This is a genomic window from Stenotrophomonas sp. YJH_SMC_4, from assembly GCF_059371575.1.
Genome location: NZ_JCAFUR010000002.1, coordinates 1 through 20,656, shown reverse-complemented (window position 1 = coordinate 20,656; position 20,656 = coordinate 1). Strand labels below are relative to the sequence as shown.

Annotated in this window: 23 protein-coding genes and 2 tRNA genes; 8 read left to right on the top strand and 17 right to left on the bottom strand. The window is 66.8% G+C overall.

All coding sequences use genetic code 11. From position 1 onward, the window contains the following. Positions 1-56: 56 nt before the first annotated feature. From nudC to AC5P9F_RS03585, 4 genes are all read right to left on the bottom strand, one after another. Positions 57-962 (bottom strand): NAD(+) diphosphatase, encoded by a 906-nt coding sequence (gene nudC / locus AC5P9F_RS03600; protein WP_005414687.1) that lies wholly within the window; start codon positions 960-962, stop codon positions 57-59. Positions 963-1,081: 119 nt separating this feature from the next. Then, the gene (gene erpA / locus AC5P9F_RS03595) at positions 1,082-1,474 is read right to left on the bottom strand and encodes an iron-sulfur cluster insertion protein ErpA (protein ID WP_005411302.1); all 393 of its coding nucleotides are present in this window, start codon (positions 1,472-1,474) and stop codon (positions 1,082-1,084) included. A gap of 31 nt (positions 1,475-1,505) precedes the next feature. Further along, positions 1,506-1,970: a bactofilin family protein gene (locus tag AC5P9F_RS03590; protein WP_005411303.1), complete on the bottom strand. Its 465-nt coding sequence runs from the start codon at positions 1,968-1,970 to the stop codon at positions 1,506-1,508. 4 nt (positions 1,971-1,974) lie between these two features. Then, a complete protein-coding gene (locus AC5P9F_RS03585; RefSeq protein WP_005411304.1) occupies positions 1,975-2,718 on the bottom strand; it encodes a DUF6776 family protein in 744 nt (247 codons plus the stop codon). Positions 2,719-2,897: 179 nt separating this feature from the next. Here AC5P9F_RS03585 and AC5P9F_RS03580 point away from each other — a divergent pair, with 179 nt between their 5' ends. From AC5P9F_RS03580 to AC5P9F_RS03570, 3 genes are read left to right on the top strand one after another with little or no spacing between them, the layout of a single operon-like run. Continuing rightward, a complete protein-coding gene (locus AC5P9F_RS03580; protein WP_495231888.1) occupies positions 2,898-3,515 on the top strand; it encodes a DUF4126 domain-containing protein in 618 nt (205 codons plus the stop codon). 44 nt (positions 3,516-3,559) lie between these two features. After that, positions 3,560-5,446 carry an EAL domain-containing protein gene (locus tag AC5P9F_RS03575; RefSeq protein ID WP_005411306.1) on the top strand — a complete coding sequence of 629 codons (1,887 nt, stop codon included), beginning with the start codon at positions 3,560-3,562 and terminating at the stop codon, positions 5,444-5,446. A gap of 1 nt (position 5,447) precedes the next feature. After that, complete coding sequence (locus AC5P9F_RS03570) at positions 5,448-7,682, top strand: ATP-binding protein (RefSeq protein WP_111173715.1); 2,235 nt, start codon at positions 5,448-5,450, stop codon at positions 7,680-7,682. A 1-nt stretch (position 7,683) separates the two neighbouring features. Here the strand turns inward: AC5P9F_RS03570 and bfr are convergent, their stop codons facing one another. The 3 genes from bfr to AC5P9F_RS03555 form a co-directional block, all read right to left on the bottom strand. Then, complete coding sequence (gene bfr, locus AC5P9F_RS03565) at positions 7,684-8,154, bottom strand: bacterioferritin (protein ID WP_005414691.1); 471 nt, start codon at positions 8,152-8,154, stop codon at positions 7,684-7,686. A 142-nt stretch (positions 8,155-8,296) separates the two neighbouring features. Next, complete coding sequence (locus AC5P9F_RS03560) at positions 8,297-8,506, bottom strand: (2Fe-2S)-binding protein (RefSeq protein WP_005411309.1); 210 nt, start codon at positions 8,504-8,506, stop codon at positions 8,297-8,299. Positions 8,507-8,614: 108 nt separating this feature from the next. Next, on the bottom strand, positions 8,615-9,235 hold the full coding sequence (locus tag AC5P9F_RS03555) for an RNA pyrophosphohydrolase (protein WP_005411310.1): 621 nt from the start codon (positions 9,233-9,235) through the stop codon (positions 8,615-8,617). 121 nt (positions 9,236-9,356) lie between these two features. Between AC5P9F_RS03555 and AC5P9F_RS03550 the strand changes: the two genes are divergently transcribed. After that, positions 9,357-9,433 (top strand) — tRNA-Met (locus AC5P9F_RS03550). A gap of 55 nt (positions 9,434-9,488) precedes the next feature. Next, positions 9,489-9,563 (top strand) — tRNA-Gln (locus AC5P9F_RS03545). A 323-nt stretch (positions 9,564-9,886) separates the two neighbouring features. On the opposite strand, the gene rpsI is transcribed toward AC5P9F_RS03545, so the two are convergent. Together rpsI and rplM are read right to left on the bottom strand one after the other, a co-directional pair. After that, a complete protein-coding gene (gene rpsI, locus AC5P9F_RS03540; RefSeq protein WP_005411311.1) occupies positions 9,887-10,279 on the bottom strand; it encodes a 30S ribosomal protein S9 in 393 nt (130 codons plus the stop codon). 2 nt (positions 10,280-10,281) lie between these two features. Beyond that, positions 10,282-10,710 carry a 50S ribosomal protein L13 gene (gene rplM, locus AC5P9F_RS03535; RefSeq protein ID WP_005414692.1) on the bottom strand — a complete coding sequence of 143 codons (429 nt, stop codon included), beginning with the start codon at positions 10,708-10,710 and terminating at the stop codon, positions 10,282-10,284. Positions 10,711-10,908: 198 nt separating this feature from the next. Between rplM and coq7 the strand changes: the two genes are divergently transcribed. Beyond that, the gene (gene coq7, locus AC5P9F_RS03530; RefSeq protein ID WP_043034287.1) at positions 10,909-11,553 is read left to right on the top strand and encodes a 2-polyprenyl-3-methyl-6-methoxy-1,4-benzoquinone monooxygenase; all 645 of its coding nucleotides are present in this window, start codon (positions 10,909-10,911) and stop codon (positions 11,551-11,553) included. Between the two features lie 86 nt (positions 11,554-11,639). Here coq7 and AC5P9F_RS03525 read toward each other — a convergent pair whose 3' ends face one another. Both AC5P9F_RS03525 and speD read right to left on the bottom strand, forming a co-directional pair. Then, on the bottom strand, positions 11,640-11,960 hold the full coding sequence (locus AC5P9F_RS03525; RefSeq protein WP_005411314.1) for a DMT family transporter: 321 nt from the start codon (positions 11,958-11,960) through the stop codon (positions 11,640-11,642). Positions 11,961-12,130: 170 nt separating this feature from the next. Further along, on the bottom strand, positions 12,131-12,925 hold the full coding sequence (speD, locus tag AC5P9F_RS03520) for an adenosylmethionine decarboxylase (protein ID WP_005411315.1): 795 nt from the start codon (positions 12,923-12,925) through the stop codon (positions 12,131-12,133). Positions 12,926-13,074: 149 nt separating this feature from the next. Here speD and crp point away from each other — a divergent pair, with 149 nt between their 5' ends. Then, positions 13,075-13,764, top strand: a complete 690-nt coding sequence (gene crp, locus AC5P9F_RS03515) for a cAMP-activated global transcriptional regulator CRP (RefSeq protein WP_012481435.1) — start codon at positions 13,075-13,077, stop codon at positions 13,762-13,764. A gap of 62 nt (positions 13,765-13,826) precedes the next feature. Continuing rightward, positions 13,827-14,588 carry a sulfite exporter TauE/SafE family protein gene (locus tag AC5P9F_RS03510; RefSeq protein ID WP_005411317.1) on the top strand — a complete coding sequence of 254 codons (762 nt, stop codon included), beginning with the start codon at positions 13,827-13,829 and terminating at the stop codon, positions 14,586-14,588. A gap of 116 nt (positions 14,589-14,704) precedes the next feature. On the opposite strand, the gene AC5P9F_RS03505 is transcribed toward AC5P9F_RS03510, so the two are convergent. The 6 genes from AC5P9F_RS03505 to trpE all read right to left on the bottom strand — a co-directional run bounded on the left by AC5P9F_RS03505 (position 14,705) and on the right by trpE (position 20,247). Then, entirely contained in the window at positions 14,705-15,421 is a 717-nt protein-coding gene (locus AC5P9F_RS03505) for a haloacid dehalogenase-like hydrolase (RefSeq protein WP_005411318.1), read from the bottom strand. Further along, entirely contained in the window at positions 15,418-16,212 is a 795-nt protein-coding gene (trpC, locus tag AC5P9F_RS03500; protein ID WP_005414695.1) for an indole-3-glycerol phosphate synthase TrpC, read from the bottom strand. The genes AC5P9F_RS03505 and trpC overlap by 4 nt, the downstream gene beginning before the upstream one ends. Before the next feature lie 75 nt (positions 16,213-16,287). Next, positions 16,288-17,319 (bottom strand): anthranilate phosphoribosyltransferase, encoded by a 1,032-nt coding sequence (gene trpD / locus AC5P9F_RS03495; protein ID WP_005414696.1) that lies wholly within the window; start codon positions 17,317-17,319, stop codon positions 16,288-16,290. Positions 17,320-17,335: 16 nt separating this feature from the next. Continuing rightward, a complete protein-coding gene (locus AC5P9F_RS03490) occupies positions 17,336-17,923 on the bottom strand; it encodes an anthranilate synthase component II (RefSeq protein ID WP_099524627.1) in 588 nt (195 codons plus the stop codon). A 2-nt stretch (positions 17,924-17,925) separates the two neighbouring features. Next, positions 17,926-18,705 carry an SIMPL domain-containing protein gene (locus AC5P9F_RS03485; protein WP_099524630.1) on the bottom strand — a complete coding sequence of 260 codons (780 nt, stop codon included), beginning with the start codon at positions 18,703-18,705 and terminating at the stop codon, positions 17,926-17,928. Between the two features lie 66 nt (positions 18,706-18,771). Further along, positions 18,772-20,247, bottom strand: coding sequence for an anthranilate synthase component I (gene trpE, locus AC5P9F_RS03480; protein WP_049418006.1), 1,476 nt, complete (start codon positions 20,245-20,247; stop codon positions 18,772-18,774). Between the last annotated feature and the right edge of the window lie 409 nt (positions 20,248-20,656).

The following is a 20,656-nucleotide window of genomic DNA, read 5'->3' as shown; positions in this document are numbered from 1 at the left end:
CTGTAACCCGTGCCGTGTTCAGGTGGCGGCAATGCAATCACCCCAGCCGGCCCGCCTCAGCCCTTCTGCTGCCGGTACCAGTGCTCGATCAGGCCGCGCGAAATCGAGATCGGCGGCGACAGGCGGATGCCCTGGCCATCGTCCTCCACATCGCGCGCCAGTGCCGCGCCGACCTCGTCGGCACTGAACCAGCGCGCGTCTTCCAGCTCGCCGTCCACGGTCGGCAGATCGTCCTGCGCCTGCGCCCGGAAGCCGACCATCAGTGCGCCCGGGAACGGCCACGGCTGCGAGCCCAGATACTGGCAAGCGGTCACCCGCACTTTGCTCTCTTCGTGGACTTCGCGTACCACGGTCTGCTCGAAGGTCTCGCCCGGTTCGACGAAGCCGGCCAGCACCGAGTAGCGACGTGGCGCCCAGTTCGACTGGCGGCCGAGCAGCAGGCGGCCCTGGTTTTCAACCGCCACGATCACAGCGGGGTCGACACGCGGATAGTGCTCGGTGGAACACTGCGCGCAACGCCCCACGAAGCCGCCACGGGCAAACGCCACGGCACCACCGCATACTCCGCAGAAACGGGTGCGCGAGTGCCAGTAGGACATGCCACGTGCGTAGCTGAAAGCGGTCGCATCAGCCACCGACCACAGCAGGGCGGCCTGGCGCAGGTCGAGGCGACGTGGTGCGGTGACGGTGACGCTGGCGGCTTCAACCGAGAACCACGCTTGTTCCCCGCGCAGGCCGAGGAAGATCGCGGAGCCGGGACCGCCGCCGATGTCGGCGCCGGTCAGCGCCAGCGGCTGGTCGTCATCGCCGGTGAAGGCGCTGCCGTCCTGATCGAGCACCAGAATGTGCGCGCCCGGCCACAGGCGCGCCAGTGCATCGGCATCTTCGCGCAGGGCATCGGCGCGCTCCAGCGGTTCGCCCACGAAGGCGAAACCGGAAAGCGGCGAAGGAGTATTGGGCATCCTGCAAGCGTGCCGCCAATCGATGCGGGTGGCAAGCCGCGGGCTTTGCCGAAGCCGTCTGTGGGTGTGGAGCTTGCTCCACACACCTTGTCGCGCGGGACGCAGGCCCCGCGCCCCGCCTACATGCTGAAACTGCTGCCGCAGCCGCAGGTGGTCTTTGCGTTCGGGTTGCGGATCACGAACTGTGCACCGGTCAGGCTCTCGGTGTAGTCCACCTCGGCGCCCATCAGGTACTGCAGGCTCAACGGGTCGACCAGCAGGGTCACCCCGCTGGTCTGTACCGCCAGATCGTCCTCGGCACGGTTCTCGTCGAACTCGAACCCGTACTGGAAGCCCGAACAGCCACCACCTTCGATGTACACGCGCAGGGCCAGGTCGGGGTTGCCCTCTTCCTGGATCAGGGATTTGACCTTGGCGGCCGCCGACTCGGTGAAGTTCAGCGGGCGCTCCAGCGACTGGTAATCGGGCGCGGCGGCCGGGGTGGCGCCGGGCAGGGAGACTAGCGTGCTCATGGTGTCAGCATGGGGGTGCCGACGATGGCTTTCAAGCCATCGCCTCGGCCAGCTTGCGGCGCGCAGCGGTGTCACCCTTGCCGCCAGTGGCCTCATCAGCTTCCGGGGCCGGCAGGGCGGCCATCGGGGCGCTGGCGTGGATCAGGCGACCGTTCAGCTGGGCGCCCGCATTCATCTCCACCACCTGGTAATGGACGTTGCCGTTGACCCGCGCGCTCGGGGTCAGTTCGACTTTCTCGCTGGCGTGCACGTCGCCGTCCAGGCGGCCACTGATGACCACCACCTGGGCACGGATCTCGCCCTCGATCACGCCATGCTCGGCGACCGTCAGGGTCGCGCCACTGGCGCCTTCGGCGGCGATCACCTTGCCATGGATGCGGCCTTCCACGTACAGGCCACCACTGAATTCCACATCACCGCGGATCACCACCTGGTTGCCGATCAGGGCATCCACCACCAGCTGGCCTTCACGGTTGGATTTGCTGCTTCCGAACATCTGCCTACTCCCCTTTGCTGGCCGGCGCACCGGCCTGTTTCCAGTCGAATACCTGGGTGGTACCCCCCGTACCACTCCCCAATGTCACCCGCACGCGTTGCGGGGTGAAGTCAGCCGGCAGCATCACGCTGCCGGTGAGCTGCTGGAAGTACCGGAACGAGTAATCCTGTCCCGGTACCTTGCTGCGCTGGTGCAGATCATCCCAGCTGATCGTGGCCAGCTTGCCGTTCTTGACGCCTTCCACGGTGAAGCGCATCTGCCCCTGGCTGATGGCGCCGCGGTTGAGGTTCTGGGTCAGCACCGCGGTGTACTGCCAGGTGCCGGCCGCTTCCGGGCTGAACTCGATCGAATGGGTGTTCAGGCCCTTGCGCTGGCTGGTCGAACCCACCAGGCGCTCATAGAAGGCAACGTCGGCACGCAGGCCGGCGATTTCCTCATCGCGCTCGGCCAGCGAAGACTGCACCTCGGTGTTGGCGGCGCGGCTGATGCGGTCGGAGGCTTCCAGCGTGGCCTGCTTCTGGCGCAGTTCGGTCAGCTGCGCCTGCAGCGTCTCGGCACGCTTCTCGGCGGCCTGCAGGCGCTGGCCCTGCGCATCGCGCGGGGTGGCCATCCAGCAGCCGCCGAGCACCGCCAGCACCAGGCTGAGCAGCCAGATGCCGCCGATCACCAGCAGGCGGCGGCGGTCGGCCGGCGGTTGCGGCGCGCCGGGCAGGCGGACCTGCACGCGCATGGGAGGACGGTTGGTCATGGGTGGATTCCGGGGCATCGCGAGGGCGACACCGGTACGGCCCCTGTGGCAAACGACGGGCTAGTGTATGACAGGACGGGTGGGTTTCCTGCGCAGTGGCGAGCCACGGTCTGTGGCGTTCAGGCATGCCATCGTCGATAGTGTGGTCCCCTGCACAGTTCCGTCGCCGGAGCATCGCCATGACCGAAGCCGACCTGTTCGTGATCGGCATCCTGCTGGCCTGGCTGGCCGGCATCCGCGTCTACCTCACCGTGTTCGGTGTCGGCCTGGCCGGCCTGCTCGGTTGGGTCGACCTGCCACCGGCCCTGCAGGCCACTGAATCGTGGTGGGTGCTGGGCACCTCGGCGGCGCTGGCGGTGACCGAATTCTTCGCCGACAAGATTCCCGGCGTCGACTCGGCGTGGGATCTGGTGCAGACCCTGGCACGTGTACCCGCAGGTGCCTTCCTTGCCGCAGCCACGCTGTCGCCGGATGGGCAGCTGGGCACCGGCGCACTTGCTGCCGGTGCAGGTGTCGCGCTGGCCAGCCACGGCCTGAAGGCAGGCACCCGCGCCCTGCTCAATACCTCGCCCGAGCCTGCCAGCAACTGGGTGGCCTCCGCCGCCGAGGACACCGTGGTGGTCGGTGGCCTGGCCCTGGCCCTGGCACACCCGTGGATCGCGCTGATCGTGGTGCTGGCCTGCAGCCTGGCGGGCGCACTGCTGGTGTGGCTGGTCTGGCGCACCCTGTGGAGAGGCGTGCGCTGGCTGGCACGCAGTGCGTCGCCCGACAGCCCACGCCAGCCCGGCACCGGTTGATCGCCGGGCTTGTCGCATAATGGACGCGAACACCAGGAGCACCGATGGCCGCAAACGAATCCCCCGCGGGCGCCCGCCCGGGACGCGCTGAAACCCCTCCGGCCGATCATTGGCAACGCTGGACCGCTGAACCGGCGAGCGCCGTCGCCGCAGCGCCGGCAGCGGTTCCGCCGCTGGCCGCCTCCGACGCACCCGCATCGATCGGCAGCGCACCGCCGCCGCTGCCCGGCCCATCCCTGCTGGCCGAGGCCGGCGGCAATGACCCGGCACCGCTGCACTCCGATTCGCCCTACCGCGTGCTGATCGTCGAGGATGATCGCGCCCAGGCACTGTTCGCACAGAGCGTGCTGCATGGCGCCGGCATGCAGGCGATCGTGCACAGCGATGCCGACGGTGCGCTGCAGGCGATCAAGGAACATCGCCCCGACCTGATCCTGATGGACCTGCACCTGCCCGGTCTGGACGGCATGCGCCTGACCGCGCTGATCCGCCAGCAGCCCGGCCTGCAGCTGCTGCCCATCGTGTTCCTCAGCGGCGACCCGGACCCGGAACGCCAGTTCGAGGTGCTCGACAGTGGCGCCGACGACTACCTGAGCAAGCCGATCCGACCGCGCCACCTGATCGCCGCCGTGGCCAACCGCATCCGCCGCGCGCGGGCGCAGGCCGCAACCCTGCCCGGCGTATCCGGCACCCCGGCCACCAGCAATCCGGAAACCGGGCTGCCGACGCGGCATCACGTGCTGCAGCAGCTCAACGCCGCGCTCGCCCACCGTGACCAGGGCGGCGTGCTGTTCGTCGAGATATCCAGCGCACTGGGCCTGCGCGAGCGCTATGGCTATGCCGCCTTCGAGCGCCTGATGGTGCAGGCCGGGCAACGCCTGGCAGAAGCCGGCCACCCGCACCTGCTGGCGCGCCTGAACGACAACAGCTTCCTGCTGCTTGCGCGCAATGTCAGCGAGGACAGCCTGGAAGGCATTGCCGCTGCGCTGCGCGAGCAGTTGTCGGCGCGGGCCTTCGTGATCCGCGATGACGAATCGGTGCATCTGCGGGGCGTGGTCGGCTATGCACCGCTGTCGCCGGGCTTCGACGATGCCAACAGCGCGCTGGAGGCAGTCGAGCGCACCACCCTGCAGGCACGGCTGCTCAGCGCCGGCGTGGCCGGCCACGTGCACCGCGACGTGACCAGCGAGCAGGAACACCTGGCACTGCTGGAAGGCCAGCTTGAGCTGGCCTACCAGCCGATCGTCGCCGTCGCCGGCGGCAACACCGCGCAGTACCAGCTGCTGCTGCGCCTTCGCCAGGCCGACGGTACGCTGCTGGCGGCAGGCCAGGTGATTCCGGCCGCAGAGGCTGCCGGGCGCATCGCCGATCTCGACCAGCAGGTGATGGACCATGCACTGGGCCTTCTCGACCTTTACCGGCACGCGACGCAACCACTGAACCTGTTCGTTTCGCAGTCGCTGCGCACCCTGCAACGCGATGCGTTCGCGGATTGGCTGCTGGAATCGCTGCAGCAGCGCGACCTGCCCGGCAGCGCGCTGGTGATCGACGTCCGCCTGCCCGACGCGCTGATCCATACCGTGCCGCTACAGCAGTTCTGCCAGCGCATGGCCGGCGCCGGCGTGCGCTTCTGCCTGAGCCAGTTCGAACCCGGGGGCGAAGCCGATGCGCTGCTGACCCAGCTGCCGTTGTCGTTCGTGCGCATGGCCGCGCGCTTCTCCAGCAGTCATTCCAATCCGGCCACGCGCGAAGAGCTGCGCCGGGCAATCGAGCGGGCGCACGCCGCCGGGCAGCAGATCATCGGCCAGCAGATCGAAGATCCGCAGGCCGCCGCCGCGATGTGGGTGGGCGGTGTCGACTACATCCAGGGCAACATGGTGCAGTCGGCCGGCAGCGATCTGAACTTCGACTTCCACAACGCGGTGCTCTGACGTGCCGATGTGGGTCGCGCTGCTGGTTGCCCTTGCTGCGGCCTCCATCAGCGCGCTGCTGTTGGGCCTGCGGCTGCGCGCGCGCAACCGGGCACTGGCCCAGCTGCAACGCGAGCGCAGCCTGCTGGCCGCCGAACGTGACCAGCTGCGCCGCACCACCGAACGACAGGGGCAGCTGGAACAGCAGCTGCTGCAGGCCAAGCAGGCCGCCGAGGCGGCGGTGCTGGCCAAGGGTGAGTTCCTGGCCACGATGAGCCACGAGATCCGTACGCCGCTCAACGGCATCCTGCCGATGCTGGAGCTGATCGCACGCGGCCCGCTGGGCGAGGACCAGCGGCAGATGCTGGCCACCGCCTCGGCCAGCTCGCAGCAGCTGCTGCGCATCGTCGACGACATCCTCGACTACTCGCGGCTGGAAGCACAGGCGCTGGAACTGGAGATCACCAGCTTCAACCTGCGCGACCTGCTCGATGGCGTGGTGCAGCTGATGCAGCGCGCCGCCGACGCCAAGGGCCTGTCGCTGGGGCTGCAGCTGGACCCGTCGGTGCGCCTGCCGGTGCGTGGCGACCCGGTACGCCTGCGCCAGGTGTTGAGCAACCTGCTGGCCAACGCGATCAAGTTCACCGCGCGCGGCCAGGTACAGCTGCGCGTGCAGCGCCTGGGCGAAGGTCCCGCACAGCACCAGCTGCGCTTCGAGATCATCGACACCGGCATCGGCATCGACGAGGCACTGCAGGCGCGCCTGTTCCAGTCCTTCAGCCAGGCCGATGCCTCAACGACCCGCATCTACGGTGGCACCGGCCTGGGCCTGGCGATCTGCAAGCGCATCATCGACCTGATGCACGGGCGCATCGGCGTGCAGTCCACGCCCGGCCAGGGCGCCACGTTCTGGTTCGAGATCCCGTTGTTGAAGGTGCCCGGCGACCTGCCGGCCATGGCGCGCACGCCACACGCGCTGCTGCTGTTCAGTAGCGATGCCATCCTGCAGGCACGCATCGAGCGCATCGCGGCCCATCATGGACTGCTGGTGCACGCCCTGGCGCAGTTCGATGCCCTGGTCGAGCGCCTGCGCGCGGTGCCGAGGCCGGGGCAACCGGCACCGGCGTGGCTGCTGGTCGATGCACGTGCGCGCCGCATCGGTGAAGCGACGCTGCAACAGGCGTTGGCCGAACGTGGCGAAGACGACGGGCTGCAGGTGCTGTGGCTGCAGGACGATGCCCTTCCTCCACGCCCACGCCAGCGGCAGCTACCCTCGCATTTCGACGACGCTGGGCTGCATGCACTGCTGGCTGCACCGGTTGCGCATGCGCGCCCTGCCGCGCTGCTGGCCAACGCCGGACAGGGCCAGCCCACGCCCACGCTGCCGCCGCTGCACCTGCGCGTGCTGCTGGTGGAGGACAACACGGTCAACCGCATGGTGGCCGAGCAGCTGCTGCGCGTGTTCCAGTGCGAAGTGCGCAACGCCGCCGATGGCGAGCAGGCGTTGCTTGCCCTGCGCGAAGGCGACGTGGATGTGGTGCTGATGGATTGCCAGATGCCGGTGCTGGACGGCTATGCCGCCACCCGCCGCTGGCGCGCCGAGGAAGTGGAGAACGGACGCCCGCGCCTGCCGATCATCGCGATGACCGCCAATGCCATGGCCGGTGACCGCGAGCGCTGCCTGCAGGCCGGCATGGACGACTATCTGTCCAAGCCGATTGCACGCGCCACCCTGCATGCGCTGCTGCAGCGCTGGGGCGGCGGCAAAGCCGCATCACCTGCACGGCCTTCGATAGAGCCGAGCCATGCCCGGCTGACGGCCGATAGCCGTCGCGCTCCATCAGCCGAGCATGGCTCGGCTCTACAGGACGATGACAGCCGAGTCGGCTCCAAGCCGCAGCCGGTGCTGGACCGCGACGTGCTGGACGAACTGCATGCAGTGATCGGGGAGAGCGCCATCCAGATCGTCTCGGTGTTCCTGGAGGATGCGCCGGCAATGGTGCAGCAGCTGCAGCAGGCCGCGCAGAACGGCGACGAGCCTCGCCTGCAGGCCGTCGCGCACAGCCTCAAGTCATCCAGCGCGAACGTGGGCGCACTGTCGCTGTCGTCAGTCGCGCAGCGCATCGAGCACGAAGCCCGCAGCGGCAGCCTGCAGCGCCCCGCAGTAGCGGTGGCGCTGCTGGTTGCGGAATTCGCCCGAGCACGCGTGGCACTGACGGGCTACCTGGCACAGCATCGTGCCGGCCAGGCCGGCTGACTCACTCTTCCAGCTTGCTCAGCAGGTACTTCGGTTCGCCGATGCGCTCGATCAGGTCGAGCTGGGTTTCCAGCCAGTCGATGTGCTCTTCTTCCGAATCGAGGATCTTCACGAACAGCTGGCGGCTGACGTAGTCGCCGACCGAATCGGCATACGCCACGGCCTCGCGCAGGGTGACCACGCCATCGCGTTCCAGCGACAGGTCGCACTGCAGGATCTCGGTCGGGTTCTCACCAATGCGCAGCTTGCCCAGCGCCTGGAAGTTCGGCAGGCCTTCGAGGAACAGGATGCGGTCGGCGAGCATGTCGGCATGCTTCATCTCGTCGATCGATTCCTTGTACTCGTGTTCGGCCAGTTCCTTGATCCCCCAGTTCTTCAGCATCTTGGCATGCAGGAAGTACTGGTTGATCGCGGTCAGCTCGTTGTAGAGGACCTTGTTGAGGAATTCGATGACCTTGGTGTCGCCCTTCATGGGGATGCTCCTGCACGCTGAAAACGCAGGAACTTTAACGCCTTGCCTGCAGCCGTGAAGGAACGCGAATCGTGCGCATTGGCCTGTGCGGCCGCACGTGAGGAATGCGAAAGCGCGCCGTCAACGCGCCGCCAAGAGACGATCAGGCGACCTGGGCCAGACCCAATACCGGCAGCGGCAGATCGTGGGTGGCACGCGCCTTGGCCAGCAGATCGCCGGCCATGTCCAGGCAGGAACCGCAGGTAGCGCCACAGCCGGTACGCATGGTCAGTTCGGCCACCGTACTGACGCCATGGCTGGCGGCTTCGCGGATCTGGTGGTCGGTGACTCCGTTGCAGATGCAGACGTACACAGGCGTGAACCGGGCTGGCAGGCCAGAAGCGGCCTGTTGGCTATTCCAATGGAAACGAGAATGGTTGTCAATCAGAGACCTGAACCATTCTCGATACCGTTCAGCCCGTCAGCTGGCCGGGCCATCGCCCGTGGCCTTCTTCGGCCAGTAGCCGCGGGTCCGAGGGCGCTTGCGTGGGCGGTCGTGCCCGGCGGTATGGCCAGGCATCCAGGCTTCGGCGGCGCTCTTGGGCATGGCGGTAACCCCCTGCCCGGCCACCCCGCGGGCCAGCGGCGCCAGATGTCGCAACGCACGCGCATAGACGCCACGCTTGAACATCACCACATGCTCCACCGGGTACCAGAAGTCCACCCAGCGCCAGTGGTCGAACTCGGGCGAGTCGGTGTGGTCCAGCTTCACGTGGGATTCGTCGCCGGTCAGGCGCAGCAGGAACCAGACCTGCTTCTGGCCGATGCAGACCTGCCGCTCATTACGGCGGATGGCCCGCGCCGGCAGCTTGTAGCGCAGCCAGCCGGGCGTCGCCCCGAGCACTTCCACATGCTCGGGCAGCAGGCCGGTCTCTTCCTGCAGTTCACGATACATGGCCTCGACAGGCGTCTCGTCGGTGTTCATGCCACCCTGCGGGAACTGCCAGCCGTCCCGGCGCACGCGTCGTGCCCAGAACACCTGGCCGTCCTGCCGCATCAGCACGATGCCGACGTTCGGTCGATAGCCGTCCGGATCGATCACGATGCGGACTCCTAAGAAAATCTACTGGCCGGGACTATCCCATGCCCTCTGTCGGCCCACAAGCACGACACAAAAGTGTTGACAGGGGCGGTACACATCCGCAGAATAGCGGGCTCACCAAGGCTATGTAGCTCAGCCGGTTAGAGCACAGCACTCATAATGCTGGGGTCGGTGGTTCGAGTCCACCCATAGCCACCACACTGAAAATCAAGTTGTTTTTCAGCGTGAAAAGTGAGAAAATAGTTGCACGTTTTGCCCCGTCGCCAAGCGGTAAGGCACCTGACTCTGACTCAGGCATTCGGTGGTTCGAATCCATCCGGGGCAGCCAAATTAAAAACAAAAGGCCAGATCGAAAGATCTGGCCTTTTGCTTTTAATCTGGTCGCGCATTCCACCTTGTCCCCGCGCCTGTCGGCACACCCCCTTGAACAACAAGGGGACTCTTCCCCAGAGAGAACCCCGGGGGTCGGATCCTTTTCCGCAGGGAAAGGCCCTGACCCCACCCTCCCGGCACGCGAAACCACGGGTAGTGCCGGCCGCTGGCCGGCAACCAGGAAATCCATGACCCCGGAACGACAAAAGCCCGGCCGAAGCCGGGCTTTTGCTTTTCCATCCAGCGGGCTCCCGAAGGAGCCCAACCAGGCGCGGTAAATCAGCGCTTGGAGAACTGGGTGGCGCGACGGGCCTTGTGCAGACCGACCTTCTTACGCTCGACTTCACGGGCGTCACGGGTCATGAAGCCAGCCTTGCGCAGCTCGGACTTCAGGGTTTCGTCATACTCGACCAGAGCACGGGCGATGCCCAGACGGATCGCACCGGCCTGGCCGGTGGTGCCGCCGCCAGCGGCGGTGACCAGGATGTCGAAGCTTTCGGTGTTCTTGGTCAGCTCGAGCGGCTGGCGCACGATCATGCGCGCGGTCTCACGACCGAAGAACTCGTCCAGCGGACGGCCATTGACGGTGATGTTGCCCGAACCCTTGCGCAGGAACACGCGAGCGGTGGAGGACTTGCGGCGGCCAGTGCCGTAGTTTTGAGTGATAGCCATGATTAGATATCCAGAACCTGCGGCTGCTGTGCGGCGTGCGGATGCTCAGTGCCAGCGTAGACCTTGAGCTTGCGGTACATCTGGCGACCCAGCGGGCCCTTCGGCAGCATGCCCTTCACGGCGATCTCGATCACGCGCTCCGGGTGGCGCTCCAGCGCCTGTGCCAGGGATTCGGTCTTCAGGTTGCCGATGTAACCGGTGAAACGGTGATACATCTTGTCCTGCAGCTTCTTGCCGGTGACGGCAATCTTTTCTGCATTGATGACGACCAGGTAGTCGCCGGTATCAACGTGCGGGGTGTAGACCGGCTTGTGCTTGCCACGCAGACGGCGGGCCAGCTCGGTGGCGAGACGGCCCAGGGTCTTGCCCTCGGCGTCGACGAGGTACCAGTCGCGCTGGACGGTCTCGTTCTTGGCAGTGAAAGTGCTCATGAAGAACTCTAGGTTAGGTCGGGCTCATTGCGGCGAAAGGCTCGCCGGAACTCTGCCACGCGTTGTGAAAAGGTGAAGCGTAAGAGGCGGGATTGTACTCATCCTGCCGCGGGGGCGCAACCCGTCCCCTGGGCCGGGTTGGCAGGGGCGCGGGGCCGGGCGAGAATCGGGGGGTCTTCCGCCCCACCGCGTACTGCCATGACCGTGCTCCGCCAGACCACTCCGCTGGACCACCTGCTGACCGAGGCGCAGCGCGCCCTGGACACAGTGTTCGGCAATCCGCCGGCGGCCCGCCCCTACCCCGCCACGGACACCGGCGAGCCCGGCATGGACAGCGCCGAGCGGCGCCATGCCGCAGGCCTGATGCGGATCAACCACGTCGGCGAGGTCTGCGCGCAGGGCCTGTACTTCGGCCAGGCCGCCGTGGCGCGCGACCCGGCCACGCGGGAACACCTGCTGGAAGCGGCGCAGGAAGAAACCGACCACCTGGCCTGGTGCGCCACCCGGCTGGCCGAACTGGACAGCCGTCCGAGCCTGTTCAACCCGCTCTGGTACGCCGGCAGCTACACCATCGGCACCCTGGCCGGGCTGCGCGGCGACGGCTGGAACCTGGGCTTCGTGGTCGAGACCGAGCGCCAGGTGGAGGCCCACCTGGACGAGCACCTGGTCGACCTGCCGGCCGGCGACCTGCGCAGCCGCGCGGTCATCGCGGTGATGAAGGACGACGAGGCCCGCCATGCGGACCACGCCGAGCAGGCCGGCGCTCGCCGCCTGCCGTTCCCGATCCCGGGCGTGATGGCACTGGCCTCCAGGGTGATGAAGACCATCGCCTACCGCATTTGAAGGGTCGCCCGCACCAACGGTGCGGGCCTACCAGGAGATGCGGGGGGGGGGCGACGGTGGGGCCCGACCGTTGGTCGGGCCATCAATCAGTTCGGCGAGACCAGCTTCAGGCCGATCACACCAGCCACGATCAGGCCCACGCAGGCCAGGCGGGCCGGCGATGCGCTGTCGTTGAACAGGTAGATGCCCAGCACCGCCACGCCCATGGCACCGATACCGGTCCAGATCGCGTAGGCCGTGCCGACCGGGATGCTCTTCATCGCCTGGCTCATCAGGTACAGGCTGATCAGCGCGGATACCACCGTGGCAGCGGTGGGCAGGGGTTTGCTGAAGCCTTCGGAGTACTTCATTCCGAGGGCGAAACCGATCTCGAACAGGCCGGCCAGCAGCAGGTAGATCCAGGGCATGGGTGGGGGCTCCTTACCTTTTTTGAAAAAAAACGAAACGGCCCGGTGTTTTCACACCGGGCCGTGGGTCGGTACATCACCGTGGAACTGTAACGCGTGCGGGGGCACTGGTTCCACGGGGCGGGTCGTCCCGCCTGGGTGGCGATGCCTGCGGGCATCGCACATGGTGCTTACTCGGACAGGTTGCGGCCGTGGAACAGCTCTTCGATCTCGCGCTTGAGCAGCGCTTCGATCTTCATGCGTTCCTTGAACGACAGGTTCTTGGCCTTTTCCTCGAACAGGTACTGGTCCAGGTCGAAGTCCTTCAGGTGCATCTTCGTGTGGAAGATGTTTTCCTGGTAGACGTTGACGTCGAACATCTCGTAACGCGACTTGATGTTCTTGGCCAGGAAGTTCTGGATCGAGTTGATCTTGTGGTCGATGAAGTGCTTCTTGCCCTTCACATCGCGGGTGAAGCCACGGACGCGGTAGTCCATGATCACGATGTCCGACTCAAGGCTCTCGATCAGGTAGTTCAGGGCCTTCAGCGGGGAAATGACGCCACAGGTGGCCACGTCGATGTCCGCGCGGAACGTCGCGATACCTTCCTGCGGATGGGTTTCCGGGTAGGTGTGGACAGTGATGTGGCTCTTGTCCATGTGCGCGACCACGGCGTCGGAGATCAGCTCCTTGCCGGCCAGCTTCTTGTCGATCACCGGCTCTTCGGAGATCAGGATGGTCACCGAGGCACCCTGCGGGTCGTAGTCCTGGCGGGCCACGTTCAGGATGTTGGCGCCGATGATCTCGGCGACATCGGTCAAGATTTGAGTCAGCCTGTCGGCGTTGTACTCTTCATCGATGTATTCAATGTAACGCTGACGCTCCTCTTCGGTGCGCGCGTAACACACGTCATAGATGTTGAAGCTCAGCGCCTTGGTGAGGTTGTTGAAACCCTGCAGCCTCAGGCGAGGCAACGGCTTGACCACGGCGGTCGATTCCTGTGTAAGAAGGGAAAGGGGGAATTATGGGGCAAACTGCCCCCGGGGGGAACGTGAAGACGCAAGAGTTCTGGCACACTGTTTGCCCTTAACAATTGCGCTGGTTAAGCTCCGCTATCGACCCCGTGAATCCGTTCATGCGCAGAGGGAGCGCCCCTATCGTGTCAACCGTGCGCCTAGCTAGCAGTCCACTGGCCTTGGATATCGCCACCATCGATCGTTTCCTGGCGCACAGCCACCGGCGGCGATATCCCACCCGTACCGACGTCTTCCGACCCGGTGACCCGGCGGGAACCCTGTATTACGTTGTCAGCGGCTCGGTTTCAATCATGGCCGAGGAAGATGACGATCGAGAGCTTGTGCTGGGCTACTTCGGTGCCGGCGAGTTCGTTGGCGAAATGGGCCTGTTCGTCGAATCGGACCGCCGCGAGGTGATCCTGCGGACCCGTACCGCCTGCGAACTGGCCGAAATCAGCTACGAGCGCCTGCACCAGCTGTTCCTCGGCCCGCTGTCGGCCGACGCCCCGCGCCTGCTGTATGCGCTGGGCCAGCAGATCTCCAAGCGCCTGCTCGATACCAGCCGCAAGGCCAGTCGCCTGGCATTCCTGGATGTTACCGATCGGATCGTGCGCACACTGCACGATCTGGCGCAGGAACCAGAAGCGATGAGCCATCCGCAGGGCAGCCAGCTGCGCGTGTCACGCCAGGAACTGGCGCGCCTGGTCGGCTGCTCGCGCGAAATGGCCGGCCGCGTGCTGAAGAAGCTGCAGACCGACGGCCTGCTGCATGCCCGCGGCAAGACCGTGGTGCTGTACGGCACCCGTTGACCGTTGAGCACCCGGTGGGTGCGGACCTTGGTCCGCACTCCTTCGCGCGCTAGGCTCGGTGCATGGAACTGAGCAGCGAATTCTGGTGGTTCATCCTCATCGGCCTTGGCGCGCAGCTGGTTGACGGCGCACTGGGCATGGCCTTCGGCCTGGTGTCCTCGTCGGTGATGCTGAGCATGGGCCTGCCACCGGCGCAGGTCAGCGCCAGCATCCACACCGCTGAAGTGTTCACCACCGGCGCCTCGGGCGTGTCGCACCTCGCCGCCGGGAATGTCGATAAACGCCTGTTCCTGCGGCTGGCCCTGCCCGGTGCGGTGGGCGGCGCCCTGGGCGCGTACGTGCTCACCCAGATCCCCGGCGACATCATCCGCCCCCTCATCTACCTGTACCTGCTGGTGCTGGCGATCATCATCCTGGCGCGCGCCGCGGGGCGCTGGATGCCCAAGGGCGAGATCCGCCGGGTACCGGTGCTGGGCTTCTTCGCGGGCCTGCTCGACGCCAGCGGCGGTGGCGGCTGGGGACCGATCGCCACGTCCACCCTGCTCGCCCGTGGCGGCCAGGCGCGCACCACCATCGGTACGGTCAACGCGGCGGAGTTCGTGGTCACGTTGACCGTGTCAGCGACCTTCCTGTTGTCGATGGGCGTGCAGCACCTGCAGATCGTCGCCGGCCTGCTGATCGGCGGCATGATGGCCGCGCCGGTGGCGGCGATCCTGGTCAAGCGGGTGAAGGAGCGCTGGGTGCTGGTGGCCGTTGGCGTGCTGGTGCTGGGGATCAGCCTGTTCCAGATCGGCCATGCGGTGTACGGGTACCTGGGGCATTGAGCGTTTGCCGGCCAGCGGCCGGCACTACCGGGACGGAGGAGGGTAGTGCCGGCCGCTGGCCGGCAGATCCGTCATCGTGCGATGGGGTCAGGCCCCGGACGGGATCCGGCCCCGGGCTACGCCTTGTCGCCGCCGCGGTCCACGCAGCCCCAGTTGAGGATGCGGGTGCCGGCCGGCAGCACGCGGCGGAAGAAGTCCACCCTGGATCGCTTCGGGTTCACCACCACCGGCGCCTTGGCGGCCAGCAGCAACGGCAGGTCGGCGGTGCTGTCGGAGTAGGCGATGTCGATATTGCCGTAGCCGCGCTCGCGCAGCATGCGCATCTTTTCTTCGTTGTGGCAGTGGCGGGTCGGGCCGACGCCGCCCAGTCGCGGGCCGACCTCGGTGCCGATCACCGGCACGTCCTGGTGGGCAACGAACGCCAGGATGGCGCGGGCCAGTTCCGGCGGCGCGCCGGTGGCGACCACTACACGGTCGCCCTTGGCGCGGTGCGCGGCGAACACCTCCAGCGCCTGCGGCAGCAGCTTGGCGCGCATCTGCGCCTCGTTGCGCAGCACGTAGGCATCGATCACCTTGTTGAAATCGCGCGCACGGTGCAGGCCGAAGCTGCCGATCCACACGTAGACCGAAATACCCGTCCGGCGGGTCGGCAGCATCGCCACCAACGGCCCGGCGATCGGCGTGACCAGCAGCGCGGCCAGCATGCGCAGCGGGTTGCGCTTGATCAGCGAGGCGAACAGATGGGTGCCCGAATCGCCGTCGTAGAGGGTGTGGTCGAAATCGAAGACCACCAGCGGCGCATCGTCGCGCGGCGTCGGATAGTGCGTTGTCATGCCGCGAAGAATAGCTGACGCAGGCCCTCGCCCGGCTCTTCCACGCGCATGAAGGCCTCGCCGACCAGGAATGCATGGATGCCGGCATCGCGCATCAGCGCGACGTCCTGCGGGCCGAGGATGCCACTCTCGGTGACCAGCAGGCGGTCACGCGGCACCGCCTGCTGCATGTCCAGCGTGGTCTGCAGCGACACCTCGAAGGTGCGCAGGTTGCGGTTGTTGATGCCGATCATCGGCGCCGGCACCTGCAGCGCGCGCTCCAGTTCGTCGATGTCATGCACTTCCACCAGCACGTCCATGCCCAGCGACAGCGCCAGCTCGGACAACGTGGCCAGCTGGGTATCGTCCAGCGCGGCGACGATCAGCAGGATGCAGTCGGCGCCCAGCACGCGCGCCTCGTACACCTGGTAGGCGTCGATGACGAAATCCTTGCGCAGCACCGGCAGCGTGCAGGCTTCGCGGGCCTGCTGCAGATAGGCGTCGGCGCCCTGGAAGAAGTCCACGTCGGTCAGCACCGACAGGCAGCTGGCGCCACCGAACTCGTAGCTGACGGCGATGTCGGCCGGGCGGAAATCCGGGCGGATCACGCCCTTGGAGGGGCTGGCCTTCTTCACCTCGGCGATCACCGCCGGGTCGCCATTGGCCACCGCCGCCTGCAGCGCGCGCACGAAGCCACGCACCGGCGGGGCGCTGGCCACGGCGGCCTGCAGCTCCTCGAGCGGGCGCTGGGCGCGGCGCTGGGCCACTTCTTCGGCCTTGCGGGCCAGGATCGTCTGCAGGATGTCGCTCATCGTCTTCGGGTCGGTGCGGGGGGCGGTGAGGACGGCCATTATCGGCCATCGAGAGGGTCAGGCTGAACCGCGCGCTCAGGCAACCAGCGCGCGGGTGGTCTCCACATACTGCTGCAGGCGCTGGCGGGCGCTGCCGTTGGCGATGGCGGCACGGGCGCGGGCCAGGCCATCGCCGATGTCGCTGGCCACACCGGCCACGTACAGGGCGGCACCGGCATTCAGCGCGACGATGTCCAGCGCCGGGCCCGGCTCGTTGTCGAGCACGGCGCGCAGCATCTGGATGGACTGTTCCGGGCCGTCCACGCGCAGGTTGCGGCTGGCCGACATGGCGATGCCGAAGTCCTCCGGGTGGATCTCGTACTCGCGCACCTTGCCGTCGCGCAGTTCGCCGACCAGGGTGCCGGCGCCCAGCGAGATCTCGTCCATGTTGTCACGGCCCCAGACCACCATCGCGCGCTCGGTACCCAGTTCGCGCAGCACGCGCGCCTGGATGCCGACCAGATCGGGATGGAACACGCCCATCAGTACCGACGGCGCACTGGCCGGGTTGGTCAGCGGGCCGAGGATGTTGAAGATGGTGCGCACGCCCATCTCGCGGCGTACCGGCGCGACGACCTTCATCGACGGGTGATGGATCGGCGCGAACATGAAGCCGATGCCGGTCCGGTCGATGGCCGCGGCCACCTGATCAGGCTGCAGCTCGATCACCGCGCCCAGCGCTTCCAGCGCATCGGCACTGCCGGACTTGGACGACACGCTGCGGTTGCCATGCTTGGCCACGCGCGCGCCTGCAGCAGCAGCGACGAACATCGAGCAGGTGGAGATGTTGAAGGTGTGCGAGCCATCGCCACCGGTGCCAACGATGTCAACCAGGTTGGAGGTATCGGCCACCGGCACTGGCCGGGCGAATTCACGCATCACGGTGGCCGCCGCGGCGATTTCGTCCACGGTCTCCTTCTTCACGCGCAGCCCGGTGAGGATGGCGGCGGTCATCATCGGCGAGACATCGCCGCGCATGATCTGCCGCATCAGGTCGACCATTTCGTCGAAGAAGATTTCGCGGTGTTCGATGGTGCGATGCAGGGCTTCCTGGGGGGAGAAGCTCATGGGAATGCTCCTTGGATCAGGCCGCCGGGCGCTGCAGGAAATTGCGCAGCAGGGCGTGGCCGTGTTCGGTGAGGATGGACTCGGGGTGGAACTGCACGCCTTCCACCGGGAACTGGCGGTGGCGCAGACCCATGATCTCTTCGATCGAGCCGTCGTCGTTCTCGGTCCAGGCAGTCACTTCCAGGCAGTCCGGCAGACTGTTCTTGTCCACCACCAGCGAGTGGTAGCGGGTGGCCTGGTAGCGGTCCGGCAGGCCAGCGAACACGCCCTTGCCTTCATGGCGGATCGGCGAGGTCTTGCCGTGCATGATGTTGCCGGCACGGATGACCGTGCCGCCGTAGACCTGGCCGATGCCCTGGTGGCCCAGGCACACGCCGAGGATCGGCGTGGTCGGGCCCAGGCGCTCGATCAGTTCCAGCGACACGCCCGCTTCGTTGGGCGTGCACGGGCCGGGCGAGATGACGATGCGCTCCGGCTTCTGCGCGGCGATCTCGTCCACGCTCATCGCATCGTTGCGCACCACATTCACCTCGGCGCCCAGTGTCTGCAGGTACTGCACGAGGTTGTAGGTGAAGCTGTCGTAGTTGTCGATCATCCACAACATGGTCAGGTTCCGTCGCTTATCAGGAAAATGGCGTACACGTTTTCGGTGTAGGTGATGGGGCCGGCTTCCACCGACTCGCGCAGGCGCGAGCCCGTGGTCTCGATGCTGTTCATCGGTGCCTCGGGCGCGGGCGGCGAGGGCGGCGTCACCAGATCCCCACTGCTGGGCCAATTGCCCGCCTGCACGCCATAGGCGAAGTTCGGCGCCACATCGGAGATGCTGTACAGCCCGCGCAGCTGGGTGCCGTAGGCCTTGGCCAGGCCCTGCGCAGACTCGCGGGTCTGGGCCGCCGCCTCGCCCTTGAGTTCGCGGCGCAGCGCCACTTCGCCCGAGTAGGTCGGGGCCACGCTGCTGACCTGCAGGTTCTCGTTGGCCTTCAGCGCCCCCAGCACGTCCTGCATCTGCTGGACGCTGGCGAAGCTGGCGCGCAGTTGGCGTGACACGCGGGTGCCGATGAAAACCTGCCGGTTCTGCTCATAGCGCGTGGCAGGACCAATCCGCAGGTTGTCCGCGCGCACGCTGCCTTCCACCGCCTTGTGCTGCTTGAACAGTGCCAGCACGCGGGCAACGTTGTCCTGCACGCGGCGGCGCGCGGCGTCGGCGTCCATGTCGGTCTCTTCGATGTTCAACTGCAGGCCGAACCGGTCCGGCATCACCACGCGACGCGCCTCGCCCTTCACCAGCAGGTGCGGCTGCGAGGGAATGGTATTGGCCTGCGCCCACGCAGACGGGGCCATCGTGGCCAGCAGTGACGACCACAGCAATGCGCTCAGCAGCTTCATGCGGTACTCCTTGTCTTCAACGGGAACAGCGGAACGACCACGGCGCGGCGCCGTGGCGAGGCAGGCTTACAGGCCCTTGGCAGCCTGGGCAACGGCGCGGAACAGCGCGCGGCCCTTGTTCATCGTCTCGTCCCATTCCTTGTCCGGGTCCGAGTCGTAGACGATGCCGGCGCCGGCCTGCACGTACAGGCGGCCGTCCTTGATCACCGCGGTGCGGATCGCGATCGCGGTATCGGCATCGCCGTGCCAGCCGATGTAGCCGATGCTGCCTGCGTAGACATTGCGCTTGATCGGTTCCAGCTCGCGGATCACTTCCAGCGCGCGGATCTTCGGCGCGCCGCTGACGGTGCCTGCCGGGAAGGTGGCACGCAGCACGTCGGCGTAGCTCAGGCCCGGCTGCAGCTGCCCGGTCACTTCGCTGACGATGTGCATGACGTGGCTGTAGCGCTCGATCACGAACTGCTCGCCCACTTCCACGGTGCCCGCCCTGGACACACGACCGGCATCGTTGCGGCCGAGGTCGATCAGCATCAGGTGCTCGGCGCGTTCCTTCGGGTCGGCCAGCAGCTCGGCTTCCAGCGCCAGGTCCTGCTCGGGCGTGGCGCCACGCGGGCGGGTACCGGCGATCGGGCGCACGGTGACTTCGCCATCCTGCAGGCGCACCAGGATTTCCGGCGAGGAGCCGACCACCTGCAGGTCGCCGACATCCAGGAAATACATGTACGGCGACGGATTCAGTGCACGCAGCGCGCGGTACACATCCACCGGCCGCGCCTTGAACGGCACGCTCAGGCGCTGGCTCAGCACCACCTGGAAGATGTCACCGGCGCGGATGTATTCCTTGCTGCGCTGGACCGCATCGACGAACCCTTCGCGGGTGAACCCGGAAACGAAATCGGATTCGTCCAGCACATCGCTGTTGAGCGGTGCGGGATAACCGGCGCCCGGTGCACGCAGCTTGGCAGTCAGCGCATCCAGGCGCGCCTGGGCCTGCTCGAAGGCGCCCTCGACCCGGGGGTCGGCGTGCACGATCAGGTACAGGCGGCCCTTGAGGTTGTCGAACACGGCCAGCTCGTTGGAGTCCAGCAGCAGGATGTCCGGCGTGCCCAGCTCATCGCGGCCGGCCGGCGGGGCCAGGCGTGGTTCGATGTAGCCGATGCACTCGAAGCCGAACCAGCCGACCAGGCCACCGGTGAAGCCCGGCAGGCCTTCCAGCTTCGGCACCGAGTGGGCGCTGCGCAGCGCCTCGACTTCGGCGAACGGGTCGGCCACCTCGCGGGTGTCCACCACCTGGCCGTCTTCGCGCACGGTCAGCGTGTGGCCGTGGAAGGCGTACACGCGGCGCGCCGGCAGGCCGATGATCGAGTAACGACCAAAGCGCTCGCCGCCTTCGACGGACTCAAACAGGTAGGTATTGGGGCCGTCCGCGAGCTTCAGATAGACCGAAAGCGGCGTGTCCAGGTCGGACAGCACTTCGCGGACGACGGGAATATGGGTGTGGCCTTCAGCGGCCTGCTGCTGAAACTGAGCGTGCGAGTTCAAGACGACTTTCCTTCCGGGACACAGCGTTATGGGGGCGGACGACGGCAACGGGCCACCATCGCCACCAACGGCGTGCGGAAGAAAGGGTATGCGGGGTCGTCAGGCTGGACACCCCTTGACTGTATCGCAGCTTGGACGGCAGGGGAACCCTGGAAAACTGAACCACGGGACGGGCGGGGCCAGCCACGGGAACCGACGACGCGGACCGGTAGAGTCGACTGTTGGTCGACTTGCGCGCGTAGCGCGGGGTTTTACGCCGTCGGAACGAAGAGCAGTCGACTAACTGTGATCTCTCTGTACGTTGTTCATCCGGGACATCTTTGGAAAATGGTGGTTACCACACCTCTCCAGACCCCAAAGAGCCCGGATGAACCACCATAAAAATGCCCGTTTGACCGTCCATAGTCGA